12 protein-coding genes are annotated in these 19,680 nt (G+C 71.5%); 7 read left to right on the top strand and 5 right to left on the bottom strand.

Translation table 11 applies throughout. The features are described 5' to 3' along the window. The first annotated feature begins 186 nt into the window (after positions 1 to 186). From ACFV2J_RS18150 to ACFV2J_RS18140, 3 genes are all read left to right on the top strand, one after another. Positions 187 to 3,681 (top strand): protein kinase, encoded by a 3,495-nt coding sequence (locus ACFV2J_RS18150; protein WP_385439511.1) that lies wholly within the window; start codon positions 187 to 189, stop codon positions 3,679 to 3,681. Positions 3,682 to 3,848: 167 nt separating this feature from the next. Beyond that, on the top strand, positions 3,849 to 5,555 hold the full coding sequence (locus tag ACFV2J_RS18145; protein WP_385081602.1) for a serine/threonine-protein kinase: 1,707 nt from the start codon (positions 3,849 to 3,851) through the stop codon (positions 5,553 to 5,555). A gap of 251 nt (positions 5,556 to 5,806) precedes the next feature. Further along, a complete protein-coding gene (locus ACFV2J_RS18140) occupies positions 5,807 to 6,187 on the top strand; it encodes a hypothetical protein (protein WP_385081564.1) in 381 nt (126 codons plus the stop codon). Between the two features lie 41 nt (positions 6,188 to 6,228). Here ACFV2J_RS18140 and ACFV2J_RS18135 read toward each other — a convergent pair whose 3' ends face one another. The 3 genes from ACFV2J_RS18135 to ACFV2J_RS18125 all read right to left on the bottom strand — a co-directional run bounded on the left by ACFV2J_RS18135 (position 6,229) and on the right by ACFV2J_RS18125 (position 7,980). Then, the gene (locus tag ACFV2J_RS18135) at positions 6,229 to 6,525 is read right to left on the bottom strand and encodes a hypothetical protein (RefSeq protein WP_385081565.1); all 297 of its coding nucleotides are present in this window, start codon (positions 6,523 to 6,525) and stop codon (positions 6,229 to 6,231) included. A gap of 144 nt (positions 6,526 to 6,669) precedes the next feature. Beyond that, positions 6,670 to 6,924 (bottom strand): transposase, encoded by a 255-nt coding sequence (locus ACFV2J_RS18130; RefSeq protein WP_385439507.1) that lies wholly within the window; start codon positions 6,922 to 6,924, stop codon positions 6,670 to 6,672. Positions 6,925 to 7,569: 645 nt separating this feature from the next. Further along, complete coding sequence (locus tag ACFV2J_RS18125) at positions 7,570 to 7,980, bottom strand: hypothetical protein (RefSeq protein ID WP_385081568.1); 411 nt, start codon at positions 7,978 to 7,980, stop codon at positions 7,570 to 7,572. A gap of 468 nt (positions 7,981 to 8,448) precedes the next feature. Between ACFV2J_RS18125 and ACFV2J_RS18120 the strand changes: the two genes are divergently transcribed. Beyond that, complete coding sequence (locus tag ACFV2J_RS18120; RefSeq protein ID WP_385081569.1) at positions 8,449 to 10,125, top strand: serine/threonine-protein kinase; 1,677 nt, start codon at positions 8,449 to 8,451, stop codon at positions 10,123 to 10,125. Between the two features lie 114 nt (positions 10,126 to 10,239). Further along, positions 10,240 to 12,201, top strand: coding sequence for a serine/threonine-protein kinase (locus tag ACFV2J_RS18115; protein WP_385081571.1), 1,962 nt, complete (start codon positions 10,240 to 10,242; stop codon positions 12,199 to 12,201). A gap of 136 nt (positions 12,202 to 12,337) precedes the next feature. Here ACFV2J_RS18115 and ACFV2J_RS18110 read toward each other — a convergent pair whose 3' ends face one another. Further along, positions 12,338 to 14,335 carry a glycosyltransferase gene (locus ACFV2J_RS18110; RefSeq protein ID WP_385081572.1) on the bottom strand — a complete coding sequence of 666 codons (1,998 nt, stop codon included), beginning with the start codon at positions 14,333 to 14,335 and terminating at the stop codon, positions 12,338 to 12,340. A gap of 476 nt (positions 14,336 to 14,811) precedes the next feature. Between ACFV2J_RS18110 and ACFV2J_RS18105 the strand changes: the two genes are divergently transcribed. Beyond that, a complete protein-coding gene (locus ACFV2J_RS18105) occupies positions 14,812 to 16,449 on the top strand; it encodes a succinic semialdehyde dehydrogenase (RefSeq protein WP_385081573.1) in 1,638 nt (545 codons plus the stop codon). A 96-nt stretch (positions 16,450 to 16,545) separates the two neighbouring features. Further along, positions 16,546 to 18,366 (top strand): GMC oxidoreductase, encoded by a 1,821-nt coding sequence (locus ACFV2J_RS18100; protein ID WP_385439501.1) that lies wholly within the window; start codon positions 16,546 to 16,548, stop codon positions 18,364 to 18,366. A gap of 185 nt (positions 18,367 to 18,551) precedes the next feature. On the opposite strand, the gene ACFV2J_RS18095 is transcribed toward ACFV2J_RS18100, so the two are convergent. Continuing rightward, positions 18,552 to 19,571 carry an LPXTG cell wall anchor domain-containing protein gene (locus ACFV2J_RS18095; RefSeq protein WP_385081575.1) on the bottom strand — a complete coding sequence of 340 codons (1,020 nt, stop codon included), beginning with the start codon at positions 19,569 to 19,571 and terminating at the stop codon, positions 18,552 to 18,554. Between the last annotated feature and the right edge of the window lie 109 nt (positions 19,572 to 19,680).

The following is a 19,680-nucleotide window of genomic DNA, read 5'->3' as shown; positions in this document are numbered from 1 at the left end:
GTCGTGAGGTTCGGGCCGGTTCGCCCGGGGTGTCTGATGTAGGGCTCGGTCACGGGCTGGTGACATCTCGCATCCTCACATTGCGGGTTGCCTCCGGCACGTATCGTGAGTGGTTGCGGACCGTACCAAGCCGTAACGGGACGCAAGGCGAACGGAATTGACCACCGGGCGGCCGGGGGAGGCATCGTGGACGAGTACGCGGGTCGGGTACTGGCCGACCGCTATCGCCTCCCTCTGCCGCCGTCCGACGAGTACGAGTTCGCCGAGAGCCGCGCGTTCGACACCTACAGCGGGCAGGAAGTCCTGGTCCGGCAGGTGCCGTTGCCGGAGGTCGTCGAGGCCGAGGTGCTCGACGCGGACGGGTTGCCCGAGGGGTTCGTGGCCCGGGACGGCGGGGTGCGCCGCGCCACCGCGCGCACCACGCGCCGGCCTGCCGAACCCGCGGTGCGGCGGGCGATCGAGGCCGCGCAGGCAGCCGCCCAGATTCCCGACCATCCCCGGCTCGACCAGGTCTTCGACGTGTTCGCCGAAGGCGGCTCGCTGTGGATAGTGAGTGAACTGGTGCCCGCGAGGCCGCTGGCCGCGCTGCTCGCCGAGAAGCCGCTGAGCCCCTACCGCGCCGCCGAGGTCGCCGCCGACGTCCTCACCGCGCTGCGGGTGCTGCACGCGCACGGGTGGGTGCACCGCAACATCACCGCGCGCACGGTGCTCGTCTGCGACGACGGCAGGGTGATGCTGACCGGGCTGGCGGCCGGCGCCGCGGAGGAGGCGCTGTGCGGGTACGACCCGGTACCGGTACGGGACTTCGACGGTCCGGCGGGCGCTGAGGGCGCCCCCGGAGGGCCGGGGGCCGCGGGCCCGGGCGGGCCGCGGGCCTCCCGGGTGTCACAGGTGTCGCAGGTCCCGCCGGTTCCCCGGGGATCGAGGGCTGCCGGGGGTGAGGGCGGTGGGAACACCGGGCCGGCCTGGAACACCGGTTCGCCCGGCGCGCACTCCGGTACGGGCCCAGGGGCGGGCGCCCCGCGTGGCGTGAGCGGTGTCGGGGCCGGAGCCCAGGGGGCCACGAGTCCCGGGGGCACGTTCGGTGCCGTGGTCGCCGGCGCCCAGGGGATCGACGCCGAGGCCGCGCGACGGGCCGCGATCGAGGCGCGCGCCGAGAACGGTACGCCGGTGGGGGAACCGCCCGCCGCGGGCAGCGCTGCCCTGGCCCGCAGGGCACTTGACCCGGAGGGCGACGCCCGGGCGGCGCGGGCCGGAGCCATCGCCGCGTACCGCGCCGGAGCGCGCGCCGCCGCCCGTGTGCACGAACAGCAGCGGGGTGGCCCCGCCGCACTGCCCGCGCCCCGCCCCGCCCCGCCGGCCGACTCCTCGGCACCGCCCGCGCAGGCGTCCGGACACATCGTGGAACAGCGGCCGGAGACACCGCCGCCCGGTCAGATCGCCGACCCGTACGGCGTGGCACACACCAGGGCCTGGCACGGCGCACAGCCCCGCCCCGGCACCACGGGCACGGGCACGGGCCAGGGAGCCGGCCACGACACGGGCGGGGCATTCGGCCAGGGCGAGGCCCAGGGCTTCGGCCAGGGCGCGAGCCGGGACGACGAGCACGACAGCGGCCAGGGCACCGGCCCCGACAGCAGGCGGGGGTTCGGTCCCGAGGCCGGCCAGGGCTTCGGTCAGGGCGCGGGCCACGGCGCGGGTTCGGGCTTCGGGCCTGATACCGGCCAGGGCTTCGGTCAGGGCGCGGGCCCCGACGCAGGCGAGGGCTTTGGCCGGGGTGCCGGCTACGGCGCGGGTTCGGGCTTCGGTCCCGAGGCCGGCCAGGGCTTCAGCCAGGGCGCAGGCCCCGACGGTGGCCAGGGCTTCAGCCAGGGCGCGGGCCCCGACGGCGGCCGGGGCTTCGGCCAAGGCAACGGCCCCAACGCGGGCGAGGGCTTTGGTCAGGGCGCCGGCCCCAGCGTGGGCCCCGGCTTCAGCCGGGAGGCCGACCACGGCACCGGTCAAGGTTTCGGCCAGGGCACCGGCCAGGGCTTCGTTCAGGGTGCTGGTCAGGGCGCGGGTCAGGGAAGTGGGCGCAACGCCGGCCGGGGTGTCGGCCACGGTGCCGGTCAGGGCGTCGATCCCGGCGCTGCCCGCGGCTACGGCCACGACGTCGGTCAGACCCTCGGAAACCCCAGCGCACAAGCCCTGGGCCAGGGCGGCGGCCAGGCGCGTCCGGCGCTCCCGGGCGGCGGCGCCGGACACGGCCGCGTCGCCCCGGAGCTTCCCGGCGGCGCGCCCGCCCTGGTGCCCGGACAGCAGCACTCCGCGGTGCCCGTCCCCCCGCGCGGCCGTTGGGACGAGCTCGTCGCCGGTGCACCGCCGCGTCGCGGCCCCGCCACCGCGCTCGCCGCGGAGCGGGCCCGGCAGGCGCGGATGGCGGTCGTCGGTCCGGTGACCGAGCGCTGGGCGCCGGAGCAGGCGGGCCCGGTGCACGAGAACTGGCAGCTGGCGGCGCCGATCGGACCCGCCACCGACCTGTGGGCCTTGGGCGCGCTCCTCTTCCGGGCCGTGCAGGGCCACGCGCCCTACCCGGAGGAGAACACCGCCGAGCTGGTGCAACTGGTGTGCGCCGAGCCGCCCGCGTTCGCGGAGGAGTGCGGGCCCCTGCGGCCCGTCGTGGAGTCGCTGCTGCGTCAGGACCCCACGGAGCGGCTCGACTTCGAGGAACTGCGCGGCTGGCTGCGCTCCCTGGTACGGTCCGCGCCCGAGCCCGAGGCGGGCGCGCACGTCGTCGCGGCGCCCCCGGTCGACCCGAGCCGGCTCCCGATCGTGCGCCGGAGGTACGAACTCGTCCGCCGGCGCCGCGCCGGACTGCCCGCGACCAGCCCGCACGCCCGTCACAAACGGGCCAAGAGTGAGCGCCCGGTCCGTCCGGCGAGCCGAGCGGGGCAGGACAGGCCCCGGCGGCTCGGGCGGAACCTGGTCCTCCTGGTCCTGCTCCTGCTGGTCGCGGCGGTCGCGTACGCGATGGTCTTCATGCCGAAGAACGACCGCACGAACGGTTCCGACGACAGGCCGGCCGACTCCGCGGGACAACTGAGCCCCACCCCCCGGAACTCCTCGGGCACCGGCGCCGACGGAAGCGCGAGCAGCGAGCCGCGGCCCGACCAGACCTCCCCGGCAGGCGACAAGAACCCCTCCGGGAAGCCGAGTTCGTCGACCTCCCAGGGCCATGCCCCCGGCGTCGCGGCGGGCTTCACGCTGCGCAAGGACTCCGCGGGTTTCCAGGTCGCGGTGGCGAACGGCTGGGACCGCTCGCCCAAGAACGGGCGCGGCCAGGTCGTCTACTCCCACGGCGACTTCGAACTCATCGTCGTGCCCGGCCGGGACGGCACCGCGACCTACGGCAGTGATCCGCTGACCTACCAGCGGGAGCGGGAGGCCGAGTTGCAGCCGTTCCGCGACTCGACCTGGGCGACGTCCAGCGGGATGCGACGCATCGACGTCGGCGGACGGACCATGGCCGAGGGGCAGTTCACCTGGCAGAACTCCGCGGGGCAGGAGCTGTACGTCCGCAATCTCGTGATCGTCCAGGGCGGGCGCTACCACATCGTGCAGGTGCGTGGCCCGGAGGCCGAGATGGACGAGGTGACCCGGCTGTACGAGCAGGCGTCGACGACGTACCAAGTCACCGGCTGAGCACGCCGTCCGGTGCCTCCGCGACGCTGAACGCGGAATGGTTCCCTTCCGTACCAGGAAGGGAGAACCGTCACAGTGCGGTCTCCGTACGACCCCGCCGGTTCCCTGCGGGGTGACCGCTCCTTAGTCTGACCCTGTCAAGACCATTGCGGGGAAACGTGAATCAGATGCAGGGCCTGCTCCTCTCGGGCCGCTACCGGCTTGTCGAATCCATCGGCAGCGGTGGCATGGGCCGCGTGTGGCGCGCGCACGACGAGGTGTTGCACCGCGCGGTCGCGGTCAAGGAACTGACGGCAGCGCTGTACGTCACCGAGAGCGACCGGGCCGTACTCCTGGCGCGTACCCACGCGGAGGCGCGCGCCGCGGCCCGGATCAACCACTCGGCCGTCGTCACCGTGCACGACGTACTGGACCACGACAACCGGCCATGGATCGTCATGGAGCTGGTCGAGGGCAACTCGCTTGCCGACGCGGTCAAGGAACAGGGGCGGATCGAACCGGCCGAGGCCGCGCGGATCGGCCTGTGGGTGCTGCGCGCGCTGCGCGCCGCGCACGCGGCCGGGGTGCTGCACCGGGACGTGAAGCCGGGCAATGTCCTGCTCTCGTCCGACCGGCGGGTGCTGCTCACCGACTTCGGCATCGCGCAGGTCGAGGGCGACACGACGATCACGCGTACCGGTGAGATCGTCGGGTCCGTCGACTACCTCGCGCCCGAGCGGGTGCGTGGTCAGGACCCCGGTCCGTCCTCCGACCTGTGGGCGCTCGGTGCGACGCTGTACACGGCCGTGGAGGGGCGCTCGCCATTCCGGCGGACCTCGCCGCTGACCACGATGCAGGCGGTGGTCGACGAGGAGCCCGCGCTGCCGCAGCACGCCGGTGCACTCGGGCCCGTCATCACTGCACTGCTGCACAAGGATCCCGCCGTACGGCCCGGCGCGGAGGAGGCCGAGCAGATGCTCGCCGAAGCCGCAGAAGGACGCCGCCCGAGCGAGGCGCAGGCGTATGTGCCGACCCAACATGTGGACACCACGAGAGGTGCGCCCACGCACTCACCGGCGGGACCATATGGAACGACCACACAGGGCACCACGGCACATGGCACGGTCACACACGGCACGGCCAGGCAGGGCACAACGGGATATGACGCGACAGGGCATGGCACGGTCGCCCAGGGATACGGCGGGCCGCCCCACGGGGCGACATCGACGCTGAACGGGCCGGCGTCCGGACCCGCGGCCGGTGTTCCCGCCGGCGCCGGTAAGCGTCGCCGCGGACGGACGATCGCCCTCGTCCTCGCCTTCGCCGCGCTCGTCGGCGGTGGCGGTGCCGTGGCCATGAAATACCTGTCCGACGGGCACGGGCACAACAATGCCTCGACCGGCAAGGACACCACCGGCAAGAAGACCACCGGCAAAGGGGTCACCGGCTGGAGGCAGGTGCCGGACCCCGAAGGGTTCAGCCTCCCCCTGCCCGACGGTTCATGGAAACGGAAGGCCAACGGCGACCAGGTCGACTACACGCCGGACGGTGGCGAGCACTTCGTCCGCATAGCCGTCGACGCCTCCCCGGACTTCACCGACCCGCACGCGCACCAGCTCGACCTGGAGCAGCAGTTGACCAAGCTGGTCGACTACAACAAGGTGACCCTGGAGCCCAACACCTTCCGCGACCGTCCGGGCTCCCTGTGGGACTTCACCTGGACCGCGCTCCCGAAGCAGACGCCGTTCCCGGGACCGCGCCGGGCGATCGAGGAGACGTATCTCAGCCGGGACGGAGTCGAGTACGCGATCTACATGTCCGCGCCCGCGGCCGACTGGGCCACCGCACGGAAGCAGTTCGACGTGATCCTGCGGGGCTGGCTCCCGAAAGCCTGAGGCCGCCTGGCAGATCCGGCAGGTCTGCCAGGTCTGACAAGGCCGGGCATGGGTGACCGTGAGGTGCTGGCCGCGACCATGTCCGTGGCCGCGTCCGGCTGCACGTGGCAGCAACTGCCCTCGGCGTCGTTTGGACCTTCAGGGGCAATGGCCCACCGCAGTTTCACTGAGACGTGTTTGAGATCTGCTGTGGAGCTGTAGGCCCGACTGAGGTCGAAGGAGCGGGGTGGCGGTAGGTCGGAGGGGATGTGATGTTGCAGGTTCTGTACAGCGGGGGAACCAGGGAGCTCGAGCTCTCTGGGACGCGTCGAGGTCTCCTGATGCTCGGGCAGTTGCTGCGGGGGAAGGCTGGAAGCTTTGATCTCTCGGAGAACCGGCACCCCTTTCCCTACGAGAGGCCGCTGTCCGAGATCGCGTTCCGGGAGGATCCGGAGCGTGACACCGCTTCGATCGTCGCGGAGGACCAGATTCTGCGGATCCGGGGAGGGCGGGAAGCCCTCGACCTCCTTGCCGACAACATCGAGGACTTCGCCTCCGAGGCGGATGCAAGTGATCATTGCCACGTCGACTTCCCGACATACGACTTCATCGCGCCAGAGTCGGACCCGCTGGTGATCGCGTTCGTGAGGTGAGCGGAGAGCCTTCGACCGCACGGCGGTTGAGCCCGCAGGCCTCAGTGCGCTAGAGCGATCGTGGTCCTCGTCGGGTTGCCGGTCCGCCTCGGGTGAGGCGGCGGATCATGATGTCGATCATCGCCCAGCGGAGACGACCAGGCGGCCAGCGAAGCCCTGGTCGGCCCAGACCTTCCGGGCCCGGGGTGGTCGAGCCTGTTCCACAGCCACAGCCACAGCCACAGCCACAGCCACAGCCGCTTCGCGCCGACGCGGTCCTGGACGTTCGCCGCGACGACGTGGACGGCCAGGAGTAGGCCGAGGGTGTCGGTGACGATGAACCTCTTGCGGCCCTTCACCTTGTTACTCGCGTTGAAGCCCCTGGTTGCAGTGGGGCGGTATCCGCGGTGCGGACGGACTGCGAGTCGATCAAGCCAGCGCTGGGCTCCGCGTCGCGGCCGTCAGCTTCGCGGACCTTCCCGCGCAGGGCGTCATGGATGCGCTCAACGGTGCCGTCGTCGTGCCGCCACGTGACCCACCCAGTACACCGTCGGCCACGGAGTGAAGTCCCTCGGCAGTTGCCGCCAGGAACACCCGGTCCGCACCACGTAGAAGATCGCGTCGACGATCCGCCGCCGCAGATGTCTCTCCCGCCGACCACCCTTCGGACCCACCCGCGCCTGCGGCAGCAACGGCTCCACCAATACCCACTGCTCATCCGCCAGGTCCGACGGATACCCACACCCAGCACCGCTCACAGCATGCTCAACCACCGCCCCGGCAACGGGGCTTCCCAGGAAAAGCGGACCCGACGGATCCGAATCCTGTGGACCGGGGCAAGTTCGGTTCGAAGATCCATCTGGTCACCGAGGGGACCGGCTTTCCCTTGTCCGTCGGGATCTCGGGCGAATCTCCATGCGGACAAGGGCTATGACTGAAACCACCTGCGGCGTCGGTTATCCCGGCGGAGAATGCGGCACCGCATCGCCCGCGAGTGCGGTCGCAGAATTACACCGGGATACCGGACCTGATGGAGGACCGGGAGAGTCCGGAAGACACTATCGCGATGAGTTCGGCGGTCCGGTCGTGGTTCGGCCCCAGCATCATCAGGAACCCGAGATCAATACACCAGGCCGGGATGATCCGGGCACTCGCCGGGGCCTTGTCTGCCTGACCAACGTAGACATCTCACCCCGGGCGATCACCGGAGCGTGGATTCATTTTCCCGAGTGGTCAAAGGATTACCCCGCCGGGTACGTGCGACAGTCCCTAGAGCAGAGCGAAGTGATCGGTCCCTCGTGAGTGCTCTCCACCGTTCGGACCCGCCCGGCTTATGGTGTGCCCTCGAGGATCCGCGCGAGAGTTGAGCTGGACAGGCCATAAAGATGGCTCGGATGTTGCACTCAGGCCCAATCGAAGCAAGTCCTGACTATCTTGTCTCCTTCCCAGACCGCCACGTTCACACCGATATAGCGGAGCCAACCGTTGCTGTTCGATGCGTGAGTGGTGAAGGAGAGTTTCGATCCCTCTCCGTCGTATTCGTTATGCCAGGGCCATGGGTAGTTTTGAGCACTGCCATCGGTAGAGAGAAGTTGAATGGCCACGTGGTGGCCATCGGCAGCGGTGTCCTTAACCCAACCACTGATGTCCACGTAATTGTCTGACCAGTTGGTGAATGTGAGACTCCCTGAGGCGCCGGTCGTAGAACACGCGGCGCCGCCGCTCGCTGCGCTGGCGTTGGTCACTGTGGTTGTGGCGAATATTGCCACCGCCGCAACACTCGTGACAGAAAGACGCTTCAATGTGTTTCCCATAAAGAAAGGATAAGGCTTCCATGATTCACGTGACAGCATGATTCCAGCCGCCCGTTTTGCCCTGTGTGGCGCGTATCCTCTGGTGCTTTGCCATGCTTTGTATATTGTTCAGGACAGGTTGCGGCCGAAAATGATCGCCTCTGGGCCGCCCTGGTCACGCACGCCGACGAACTGGCCGAACTCGCCGGCTCCCAGGGGCCGTCGCGGCCACCTGGGCCGCCGGCTTGCCAATCCGGTTGCTCCCGGATCTTCGTGGACAAGGCGTCCCGCAGGAACACGGTCCAGTCGGAGCTCGGCAAGGCGCTGGACTACCTCCGTGAGGGCGACTTCGCCGGCGGTGAAGTCCGTCCCGCACGGTCCGCGGCAAGGCCTGTGTTCCCTGGTGTATGCCACCGGCTGTCTCGGGCGACGACACTTGGCCGGTCGCCGCCACGGAGGGCGTCCGTCCGGTGCGGCATGATGGGGCGTATGGGGACCGAGGGGGAGAACGTCCGCGTGATCGCCGGGCGTTACCGGCTGGAGGCCAGGATCGGGCGGGGCGGCATGGGTGTCGTCTGGCGGGCCACCGACCAACTGCTCAGCCGTCAGGTCGCGGTGAAGGAGCTCCCCCTCGACGACTCGCTCTCCGCGGACGAGGCCCGTCAGCAACGCGATCGCACCCTGCGCGAGGCCCGCGCGGTCGCCCAGCTGCACCACCCGCACATCATCGTCGTGCACGACGTGGTGGAGGAGGCCGAACGCCCGTACATCGTCATGGAGTTGATCGACGGCGGTTCGCTCGCGGAACGGATCTCCGCGGACGGCCCGGTCGACGCGCGCGAGGCCGCCCGGATCGGCATCGCCCTCCTCGGCGCGCTGCGCCGCGCGCACGACGCGGGGATCCTGCACCGTGACCTCAAGCCCGCGAACGTCCTGATGGAGGCGGGCACCGACCGGGTCGTCCTCACCGACTTCGGCATCGCCCAGGTCGCGGGGGCGACGACGCTCACCGAGAGCGGCTCCTTCGTCGGTTCGCCCGAGTACACCGCGCCCGAGCGGATGTCCGGCGCCCGGACCGGCCCCGAGTCCGACCTGTGGTCGCTCGGCGCGCTGCTGTGCACGGTGCTGAGCGGCGAGTCGCCCTTCCGCCGCGACTCCCTGGGCGGCATCCTGCACGCCGTCGTCATGGACGAGATCAGGCCGCCGGCCCAGGCCGCGCCCCTGCTTCCCGTCGTCCGGGGGCTGCTGGAGCGCGATCCGGACCGGCGGCTCGACGCGGTGGAGGCGGAGCGGCTGCTGCGGGCGTTCCGGCAGACCGGCCGTACGCCGCGGCCCGCGTCGCCCGGGTACACGCCCACGCAGCGCGACGTACCGAAGCGCAGGCCCGTGCCGCCGGACGCCGGGCCCCCGGTGCCGTCCGCCGGCAGGGCGGCCGGCGGCGCGCCGGAGCGTTCCGGGAAGCTCTCCACGCGGGGGCTGCTCATCGCCGCGCTGGTCGCCGCGATGGCGGGCGCCGGGGTGTCGGCGGCCGCACTGCTGACGCACGACGGCCGGGACGGGAGCGGCGGGGGTGACGGGGGCCGTACGCCGTCCACGTCGGCGAGTCCCGCGCCGGGGGCGTCGGCGAGCGCGTCGGCGTCCGTGGGCCGCCAGGTGTCCCCGGCGACTCCGCACCCCACGGTCACCGTCACCCGGGAACGGACGCCGAGCGCCGCCGAGCGCACCACGCCGGCCGGCTACCGGACCGTGCGCGATCCGGACGGCTACACGCTCGCCGTCCCGGACGGCTTCACGCGCGACCCGCAGGGCGAGCGGATCTTCTACATGTCGCCGGGGCAGACCTTCCGGATCGGCATCAAGGTGTCGGATCCCGTGGTGGGCGGTCCGCTCGTGGTGATGCGGAGCGCGGACGCCGACGGGCCGTCCACGAACCCGGGTTACCGCGACGGCACGGTCACCCCCACCTCGCACGCCGGACGGTCCGCGGCACTGTGGGAGTTCACCTGGGAGGGCTTCACCGAGGCGGAGGGGCCCCGGCACACGTACGACCTCTGCTGGGAGGAGCGCGGCCGGATGTACGACGTGTGGGTCTCGGCGCCGGTCGGCAGGATGACGGAGGCGAAGAAGTACTTCGACGTGGCGGTGGGGACCTTCACCGCCACGTGAACCGCACGTAGGCGGTGGATACGTGGCATATCGGCGGTGCGCCGCGTCACGGCTCTGTGACCGGTACGCGACGGGTCTGGATGCCGGAGCGCGGGCCGCGATAGGGATGGACCCATGAGCAGTGACGGGGGAGTACCGCAAGGCGCCGACGAGCCGACCAGCTTTGCCCTGCAACCGCCGCGGCCGGTGGCGTCCGCGGGGCAGCAGCGCGTTCCCTACCCGGGCAATCCGTACGCCGAGCCGACCGGGGCCGCCCCGCGGACGCAGGCCGGCCCTCCACAGCATCCGCGGTCCGCACAGCCGCATCCACAGCCACAGCATCCGCATCCACAGCATCCGCAGTCCGCGCAGCCGCAACCGCACCCCGCGCAACCGCAACCGCAGTCCGCACCACCGCATCCGCAGCCCGTGCATCCGCAGTCCCCGCAACCGCGATCCGAACAGCCGCAGTCCGCCCACCAGGGAGCTGCCCACCAGGGAGCCGACCACCAAGGGGTCGCGCATCCGCGGTCCCGGCCGGGCTCGGCTCCGCAGGACCCCGGTACCGGGCGGCTCGTCGCGGGCCGCTACCGGCTGCTGGCCAAGCTGGGCCACGGTGGCATGGGGACGGTCTGGCGGGCCGAGGACGAGACGGTGGACCGCGAGGTCGCCGTCAAGGAACCCAGACTCCCGGACCACCTGCCCGAGCGGGAACGCGCCAACGCCTTCGAGCGGATGCGCCGGGAGGCGCGCGCCGCCGCCCGGCTCGACCACCCGGCGGTGGTGAACGTCCACGACGTCGCGGTCGTGGACGGGCAGCCGTGGATCGTCATGGAGCTGGTGCGGGGCCGTTCGCTGGGCGCCGCCCTCGAGGAGGGCACCCTGGGAGTGCGGGAGGCGGCGCGGATCGGCCTGGAGGTGCTCGGCGCGCTGGAGGCCGCGCACGCGGCGGGCATCCTGCACCGTGACGTCAAGCCCGACAACGTCCTGCTCGGCCCGCACGGCCGGGTGGTCCTCACCGACTTCGGCATCGCGCAGATCGAGGGCGAGACGAGTCTGACGGACACCGGCGGCTTCGTCGGCTCGCCCGAGTACATCGCGCCGGAACGGGTGCTGGGCCAGCGCCCCGGCCCGTCCTGCGACCTCTGGTCGCTCGGCGTCGTCCTCTACGCGGCCACCGAGGGCGTGTCGCCCTTCCGCCGCAGCAACACCCCGGCCACCCTGCAGTCCGTGCTCAACTCCACCCCGGCGGCGCCCGCTTCGGCGAAGGGGCCGCTGGCGGAGGCGATCAACGGGCTGCTGGACAAGGACCCGTCCCGACGCCTCGGGGCCGCCCGGACGCGCCGGCTCCTGGAGGAGGCCGCCGAGCCGCCCGTCCCGGCGCCCACGCAGATCGTGCGGGCCGCCGGGGACGGGGAGACCGGCGGGCCGGCGCGGAGCGGCGGGGCGGGACCGGACGGCGGGACCGGACGGAACGGTGTCCGGGTTCCGCGCGCGGCCCTGTTCGGGCTGGGCGCGGCCGTCGTCGCGGCGGCCGTGACGGCGTACCTGGTGATCGCGAACCCGTTCGCGGGGCCGCTGCCCGACGGCTGGGGCAGACACCACGAGAAGGACGTCACCGCGACGCTGGCCGTGCCCGCGGGCTACCAGAGAACGACGCCGGACCGGACCTCGGACAAGACCCACTGGGTCACGTACACCGACTGGAGCGGCGGCATCTCGATCGGCCTCGGTGTGACCCGCAGGTCCGAGGACACGCCGCACCAGATCAAGGACTCCTCTGCCGCCCAGATGTACGCCGACAACGGCGACTTCAAGCAGAGCGGCGCGTACGCCCTCGACATGCCCCAAGGGCCGCGGACGGCGCCGAAGGAGACCACGTACCACGGCAGGCAGTCCGCGGAGAACACGGTCGTCTACACGACGAACGACAGCCAGGACCCGCGCCCGCGCGAGCTGCGCATGTTCTATTACAAGTCGTCCGCGGGCGACATGTACAAGCTCACGATCAGCTATCCGGGCAAGGGCGACTTCACGGCCCGCGGCCGTGAGGTCGCGAGGGCGGCGATCGCGAACCTGGACATCGACAAGCGGTAGGAAACCGGTGACGGGTCAGGAGGCCCCGCGGGCCCGTGCCTCCGCCGGGCCGGCGGGTACGGGCACGGGGCGGGCGCGGGTACGGCGGCGGTGCGGTCCTGGCGGACCGGCCCGTGACGGCCGGACGCGCCGCAGGTCACGGCTTGAGCCGGCCCGCGACCGCCTTGACGAGGTCGGTCTTCCCCACCCGCAGGGCGAACCGCTCGGCGCCGCCGGTCAGCGGCTTGGCGTACCAGGGCGTGCCCCGGCGGCGCCACTTGGCCGCGGCCAGGTCCTGCGGGAGCGGCGGGAGGGTCACGGACCAGCCGGCGAGCCGGAGTTCGCCGCTCCAGACCCCGGCGGGGAGGTCGGCGACCGGCACCCGGGCGGTGAAGGTGTCGCCGTGCGGGGTGCGGGTGGCGGGGAAGACGGCCGTCGCACCGCCTTCACCGGCGAGCACGAGCTCCAGCGGCTCGTCCGGATAGACGCCCAGCGTCCACCGGCCGGAGACCAGCAGCTCGGTCGGGGTGCTGGCGTTCCAGCGGGCCGGCGCGAGCTTCAGGTGCGACAGCACCCGGTGCTTCCTCTCGCCCAGGTCCAGCGTGAAGTTGCCGTGCGGCTTCGTGGTGTAGAGGGTGACGGCGCGGACCCCCCGGACGGTGTCCACGACACGGCTGTCCACCGCGCCGGGCACGTCCTCGCCCCGCTTGCTGCCGATCCGTGCCTCACGCGAGAGCCCCTGGGCCCCGACCGCCAGGGAGATGTCCCACAGCCCGTCGCCGAGCGGTGCCGTGCCGGCGGCGGTGTCGATGTCGACGCGGACCTCGAATCCCGCCGTGTCGTACGTGTACCGGCCGTCGTCCTCGTGCGCGCCCAGCCCCGGCGTGGCGGTGTGCGTGACCGGGAGCCGGTGCTCCGTCCCGGTCTCGCGTTCGCGCAGCACCAGTTCGGTGGTGACGTCCTCGGTCGCCACCCGGTGCAGGTACGCGTAGCCGGCCAGGCGCAGTACGGTGCCGCGCAGTTCGGCGCGGGAGACGTGGTGCCGGGTGCCGACCTGGCCGGTGACCTCGTAGCAGTCGTCGGGGACGGCGCGTGCCGGGTCCCGGAAGAAGGGGTACCGGGCGTAGGCGCGGCCCTTGTCGACGACCAGCGGCGTGGCCACGCCGGACTTCTTCGACTCCTCCTCGAAACGGTCGAGTTCGAGGAGTTCCTCGGGCATGTTGCGCTGGACGAGGTGCAGGCGCAGCCACGCCATCGCGGAGAGCTCCGCGCGCAGGCCGTCGTGGACCAGCGGGGTGATGATCCGGCTGAGCCGGGCCAGGGTCTCGCGCTGCTGCTCGGGAGATTCCAGTCCGAGGTGGCGGTGGACGAGCGAGCGCACCTCGACCGTGAGGTGGCGGTGCGCCATGCGGTCGCGGCCGGGGCCGGGCGGGACGTTGTCGGTGATGAGGTCGACCATGCGGGCGAGGTAGCGCAGCCGGGGCTCGGAACCCGAGGTGGTCGCGGTGATGTTGTTGCCGTCGTCGCGCAGGACCCAGAAGACGCAGTCGTAGTCGGCGACCACGGAGATCCCCGCGGCGTGGAGGTAGGCGGCGCCCACGAACGGCTGGTCCTCGCCCGTGGGCAGATCGGTCGGGAAGCGCAGACCGTGCCGTTCCACCAGCTCGCGGCGGAAGAGTTTCATCGGGCTGAGGGTCCAGTAGACGCGGGAGGTGAAGACGTCGGTCCTCGGCTGGTTGCGCCGGAACATCGACGTGGGAGCCTCGCGTCCGCCGACGCCGACCATCTTGCCGAGGACGACGTCGGTGCCGTTCTCCTCGGCCATGGCGACCATGCGTTCCAGGGCCTCGGGGCCCAGGTGGTCGTCGGCGTCCAGGAAGAAGACGTACGTGCCGCGGGCGAGGTCGAGTCCGGCGTTGCGGGGGGCGGCGGGGCCGCCGGAGTTCTCCTGCCGGACGACGCGCAGCAGACCGGGGTGCACACCGGCCAGCCGGTCGAGTTCGGCCGCGGTGCCGTCCGTCGAGCCGTCGTCGACGACGATGACTTCCAGCCGTTCTGTACCGATGGTCTGCTCGGCGACGGAGGAAATGGTGCGCGTCACGTAGGGCATCGCGTTGTATGCCGCGATGATCACCGAAACGGTGGGCGTGGCCATCTTTGACGTTCTCCAAGCAGGGCGGGGCACCCCCCGGTTCTCTGGCATGGCGTTCGCCATGTGCGGAGGTGCGCGCCATTTTCGGGAATACGTGCCGACTGTCTTGTGAAGATACCGTGAGCTGCCTATGCCTTCAAGGTAAGGGGCAGGTTAAGAGATCGTTCGCGAAGCGGGATGAACAATTCCTGAATGTCTCTTTTGTAATGCATTTCGATCGGGTGGGGCTTTCCTGTTCGTTGGCAGGGGAAAGTACCTCGAGGTCTGCCGCCGGGAGAATTCCGGGTCCGCGGCGGCTCCCGGTCGGAGGTCCCGCTCCCCCCGCTCCTCCTCGACGGCGGGGTGAAGCGGGCGCGGGCCCGAACAACGCCCTGATCAGCGCATTTGCTGCCAGTGCTCACTGGCGTGGTGTGTGCACCCCGTGAAAGCGGGTTACCAACGGGTACCCAAAGCCCCCGCGCCGTCATACCCTGCGCTTCATGACGGACTCGCAGGCCCCGGAAATCATCGGTACGGACCAGCCGGAAAAGACCGGCACCAACCCCCTCGCCGCCGCCCCCGCGGGCGCCCGCACCGCTGCCGACGTGGTCACGCCCGAGCTGGTCGCGCAGCTCACCAAGGGCGTCGTCGGCTCCGGACGGACGGCCAACCACACCCCGTTCACCGGCGAGAAGCTGGCCGACCTGCCCGAGTCCACCCCCGAGGACGTCGCCACGGCCTTCGAGCGGGCCCGCAGGGCGCAGACGGCCTGGGGTGCCACCCCGGTACGGCAGCGCGCCGCCGTCCTGCTGCGCTTCCACGACCTGGTGCTCGCGCGGCAGGCCGAGGTGCTGGACCTCATCCAGCTGGAGACGGGCAAGGCCCGGCTGCACGCGCACGAGGAGGTGCAGGCCGTCGTCGTGGCCGCGCGCCACTACGGCCGCAGGGCCCCGGCGTACCTCCGCCCCAAGCGGCACGCCGGCGCGATGCCCACCCTCACCAAGGTCACCGAACTGCGCCACCCGCGCGGTGTCGTGGGCCAGATCGCGCCCTGGAACTACCCGCTCGAACTCTCCGTCGGCGACGCGCTCCCCGCGTTCGTCGCGGGCAACGCGGTCGTCATGAAGCCCGACACCGAGACCTGTCTCACCGCGCTCTGGGCTCGCGACCTGCTGATCGAGGCCGGGCTGCCGGCCGAGGTCTTCCAGGTGGTCATCGGGGACGGTCCGGTCGTCGGACCGGAGATCGTCAAGCACGCCGACTACGTCTCCTTCACCGGGTCCACCCGCACCGGCCGAGAGGTCGCCCAAGGCGCCGCGGCCCGCCTCGTGGGCGTCTCCCTCGAACTCGGCGGCAAGAACGCCATGGTGGTCCTGGAGGACGCCGACATCGACAAGGCCGCGGCGGGCGCCGTCCGCGCCTGTTTCTCCTCCGCGGGCCAACTCTGCATCTCCATCGAGCGGTTGTACGTCCACGAGTCCGTCGCCGACGCGTTCGCGGAGCGTTTCGCCGCCCGCACCAGGGCCATGCGGCTCGGCACCTCCCTCGCCTACGGGGCCGACATGGGCTCGCTGGTGGGGGAGCGGCAGCTGGAGACCGTGACCCGGCACGTGGAGGAAGCGGTCGCGAAGGGGGCGAGGGTGCTCGCCGGAGGCGTCGCCCGTCCCGACGTCGGCCCCTACTTCTACGAGCCCACCATCCTCGACGGAGTCGAGGCACCCATGGCCGTCTGCAACGAGGAGACGTTCGGACCGGTGGTCTCGCTGTACCGCTTCAGGACGGAGGACGAGGTCGTCGAACTCGCCAACTCCACGGCGTACGGCCTCAACTCCTCCGTCTGGACGAAGGACGGGCGGCGCGGACGCGCGGTCGCGGCCCGGCTGCGCACCGGCACCGTGAACGTCAACGAGGGCTACGCGCCCGCGTACGGCAGCGTCCAGTCGCCCATGGGCGGCATGAAGGACTCGGGGCTCGGCCGGCGCCACGGCTCCGAGGGCATCCTCAAGTACACCGAGGCGCAGACCGTCGCCCAGCAGCGGCTGCTGCCGATGGCGCCGTCGCTGGGCATGGACGACGAGAAGTACGCGGCGTTCATGAGCCGGAGCCTCCAGGTCATGAAGGCGCTGCGGCTCCGCTAGCGCCGAGGCCCCGCCGGCGCCGCGGCACCCGTGCCGCCTGCGCCGGTTCCGGCGTCCTCACGCGTCCGTACCCGTTCTCGACGAGGAGAGCAGCACGTGTCACAGGAGAACTCCGTCCAGGAGCAGCACGACGACACCACGTACGACTCCGCGTACGACTACGACGTCCTCGTGGTCGGCTCCGGCTTCGGCGGTTCCGTCACGGCCCTGCGCCTGACGGAGAAGGGCTACCGCGTCGGGGTGCTGGAGGCCGGCCGCCGCTTCACCCGCGACACGCTGCCCAAGAACTCCTGGGACATCAGGAACTACCTCTGGGCCCCGCCGCTCGGTATGTACGGCATCCAGCGCATCCACCTGCTGGGCAACGTCATGGTGCTGGCGGGCGCGGGCGTCGGCGGCGGCTCCCTCAACTACGCCAACACCCTCTACGTACCGCCGAAGGCCTTCTTCGACGACCCGCAGTGGAAGGACATCACCGACTGGCAGGCGGAGTTGGGCCCGTACTACGACCAGGCCCGGCGCATGCTCGGCGTCCGGCTCAACCCGACGATGACCCCGTCCGACGTCCACCTCAAGGCGGCCGCGCAGCGGATGGGCGTCGGCGACACCTTCCACATGGCGCCGGTCGGTGTCTTCTTCGGGGACGGGAAGGACGCGGACGGCACGGCCGAGGCCGGTCCCGGCGGCGAGGTGGCGGACCCCTACTTCGGCGGCGTCGGACCCGACCGCAAGGCGTGCACCGAGTGCGGCGAGTGCATGACCGGCTGCCGGCACGGCGCGAAGAACACCCTCAACGAGAACTATCTGTACCTGGCCGAGAAGGCGGGCGCGGTCGTGCACCCGATGACGACCGTCGTGTCCGTCACCGACGACTCGCGCGGCGGGTACGCCGTGGCCACGCTGCCCACGGACGGGAAGCGCAAGGGCGCGGGCAAGATGTTCACGGCGCGCCGGGTCGTGATCGCCGCCGGTACGTACGGCACGCAGACCCTGCTGCACCGGATGCGGGCGGGCGGTCAGCTGCCCCGCCTCTCGCCGAGGCTGGGAGAGCTGACCCGCACCAACTCGGAGGCGCTGGTGGGCGCCCAGACGGACAACCGCAGGTACCGCAGGGCCACCGGTACACCGAAGGTCGACTTCACCCGGGGCGTCGCCATCACGTCCTCGATCCATCCCGACGCGAACACGCACATCGAACCGGTCCGCTACGGCAGGGGATCGAACTCGATGGGCAGCCTCTCCATCCTCCAGGTCCCGTACGCGGAGGGCTCGTCGAGGGCGCTGGGCTGGCTGGCCAACGCCGTGCGGCACCCGCTGCTGGTGGCCCGTTCGCTCTCCAACCGGCACTGGTCGGAGCGGACCATCATCGGCCTGGTGATGCAGTCGCTCGACAACTCGCTGACCACGTACCTGAAGCCGAAGGGCGCGGGCAAGGGCCTGCTGACCGCCCGCCAGGGGCACGGGGCGCCCAACCCCAAGCAGATCAGGGCGGCTTCGGAGGCGGCCTCCACCCTCGCGGCCGAGATCAACGGCTTCGCCGGCAGCAACGTGGGCGAGCTGATGGGCACACCGCTCACCGCGCACTTCCTGGGCGGCTGCCCGATCGGCGCGAGCCCCGAAGAGGGCGTGATCGACCCGTACCACCGGCTGTACGGACACCCGGGGATCTCGGTGGTCGACGGCGCCGCCGTCTCCGCGAACCTGGGCGTCAACCCGTCGCTCACCATCACGGCCCAGGCCGAGCGCGCGATGTCGTACTGGCCCAACAAGGGCGAGGCGGACCCGCGCCCGGCGCCGGGCGCCGCGTACGAACGGCTCGAGCCGGTCGAGCCCCTCCGGCCCGCCGTCCCCGCGGACGCCTTCGGCGCGCTGCGGCTGCCGTTCCTGGGGATGCCGACGGTGCCGCCGAAGAAGTAGGGCACCGAAGAAGCGGCCGGAGCCGGACGGACGCGGGAACGCGAAGAGGGACCTGTGCCCCCCTCCGAGCCCAGGTCCCTCTTCTTGTACTTGTACGAGTTCCTGTACGCGTTCCTGTACCGAGTTCTTGTACGTGTACCGCTGAGAGACGTCCCGCCTGCGCGGTCCGTCTCCGGCGTGCCGCCTTACGCGGCCGCGCCACCCGACTTGCGACGACGCACGGTGAACACCGCGCCGGCACCCGCGACGACGGCGATGCCGCCCACGAGGGCGATCGTCGGCAGGGCGGACGAGGAACCGGTCGAGGCGAGGCTGCCGGTGGCCGGGATCTCGTCGGCACCACCCTGCGGCTTCGTGCCGCCGGACGGCTTGTCACCCTTGCCCGGCTTGGCCTCGCCCGGGTCCTCGTTGCTGCTGCCGGCCGCGAGGACGGTGAGCTCGTAGAACGCGAAGGAGCTGTGGACGCAGTCCTGCTCCTGGTCCACGTAACCGCCCAGGCCGAGGGCGTAGCCGTCGCCGGCGGGGGCCTTCGAGCTGATGTTGACGCGCAGCTTGATGGCGACCGTCTGCTTGCCGCCCAGCGTGGTCTCACCGAAGTAGATGCCGTTGCCGACCTCGTCCGCGATGGACTCCCACGACTTGCTGGTGGGGTTGAAGTACTCGAGCTGGGCGTACGTGCTCAGCCAGTCCTTCTCGTCGTCGCTGTCCGAGTAGTTGTCGACCGTGGCGAGCCACTGGACCTGGCCGAGGTCCTGGTCGCTGTGGTTGGCGGCGGAGAGCGTGAAGTTGTGCCAGCCGCTGCCCGCGACGATCTTGCCGGGAAGCCCGGAGACGGCCAGCGACAGCTGGGAACCGGCGTCCACGCCGTCGTCGTCGACGGGGCAGTCCTCCGTCGGCCACGCCGACGGCTCGGCGGACTGCGACGGAGTGGCCGACGCGGTCGGCTTGCCGGACGTGCTGGCGGTGGCGGAGGCGCTCGCACTGCTGCTCGGAGCCGGAGCGGTCTCGCTCGTGGACTCGGAGGTGCTGGGCGCGGGAGCGGAGTCGCTCGGCGACGCGGACGCCGGCTCGCTCGCGGACTCCGACACCGTCGTACTCGGGGAGGGGCTGTCGTCCGACGCGAACGCGGCCGGCGCCGAAAGCAGCGCCAGTGGGGCTATGGCTGCCGTCGCGGCCGCGACGGCCATGGCACGGCGAAGCTTCATGAAGACCTCGGAAAGTCCGGTGCACCGCACTGCCGCGGCACGCGTATGGGTGAGGCCTCCGCGTGTGGGGCGCGGGTGTGGCCGGTGGTTCAGCAGGTGTGACCCGTGG

This window comes from Streptomyces sp. NPDC059668 (assembly GCF_042734135.1).
Classification (GTDB): Bacteria; Actinomycetota; Actinomycetes; order Streptomycetales; family Streptomycetaceae; genus Streptomyces.
Note: the sequence above shows the minus strand (reverse complement) of the source record. Positions and strands in the feature narration are given on the sequence as shown.

Excerpts from the sequence above, each read along its gene's own strand:
- ACFV2J_RS18140 (WP_385081564.1), top strand. The coding sequence starts at position 5,807 with ATGTTGCAGGTTCTGTACAGCGGGGGAACCAGGGAGCTCGAGCTCTCT.
- ACFV2J_RS18110 (WP_385081572.1), bottom strand. The coding sequence starts at position 14,335 with ATGGCCACGCCCACCGTTTCGGTGATCATCGCGGCATACAACGCGATG.
- ACFV2J_RS18105 (WP_385081573.1), top strand. The coding sequence starts at position 14,812 with ATGACGGACTCGCAGGCCCCGGAAATCATCGGTACGGACCAGCCGGAA.
- ACFV2J_RS18115 (WP_385081571.1), top strand. The coding sequence starts at position 10,240 with ATGAGCAGTGACGGGGGAGTACCGCAAGGCGCCGACGAGCCGACCAGC.
- ACFV2J_RS18125 (WP_385081568.1), bottom strand. The coding sequence starts at position 7,980 with ATGGGAAACACATTGAAGCGTCTTTCTGTCACGAGTGTTGCGGCGGTG.
- ACFV2J_RS18120 (WP_385081569.1), top strand. The coding sequence starts at position 8,449 with ATGGGGACCGAGGGGGAGAACGTCCGCGTGATCGCCGGGCGTTACCGG.
- ACFV2J_RS18095 (WP_385081575.1), bottom strand. The coding sequence starts at position 19,571 with ATGAAGCTTCGCCGTGCCATGGCCGTCGCGGCCGCGACGGCAGCCATA.
- ACFV2J_RS18145 (WP_385081602.1), top strand. The coding sequence starts at position 3,849 with ATGCAGGGCCTGCTCCTCTCGGGCCGCTACCGGCTTGTCGAATCCATC.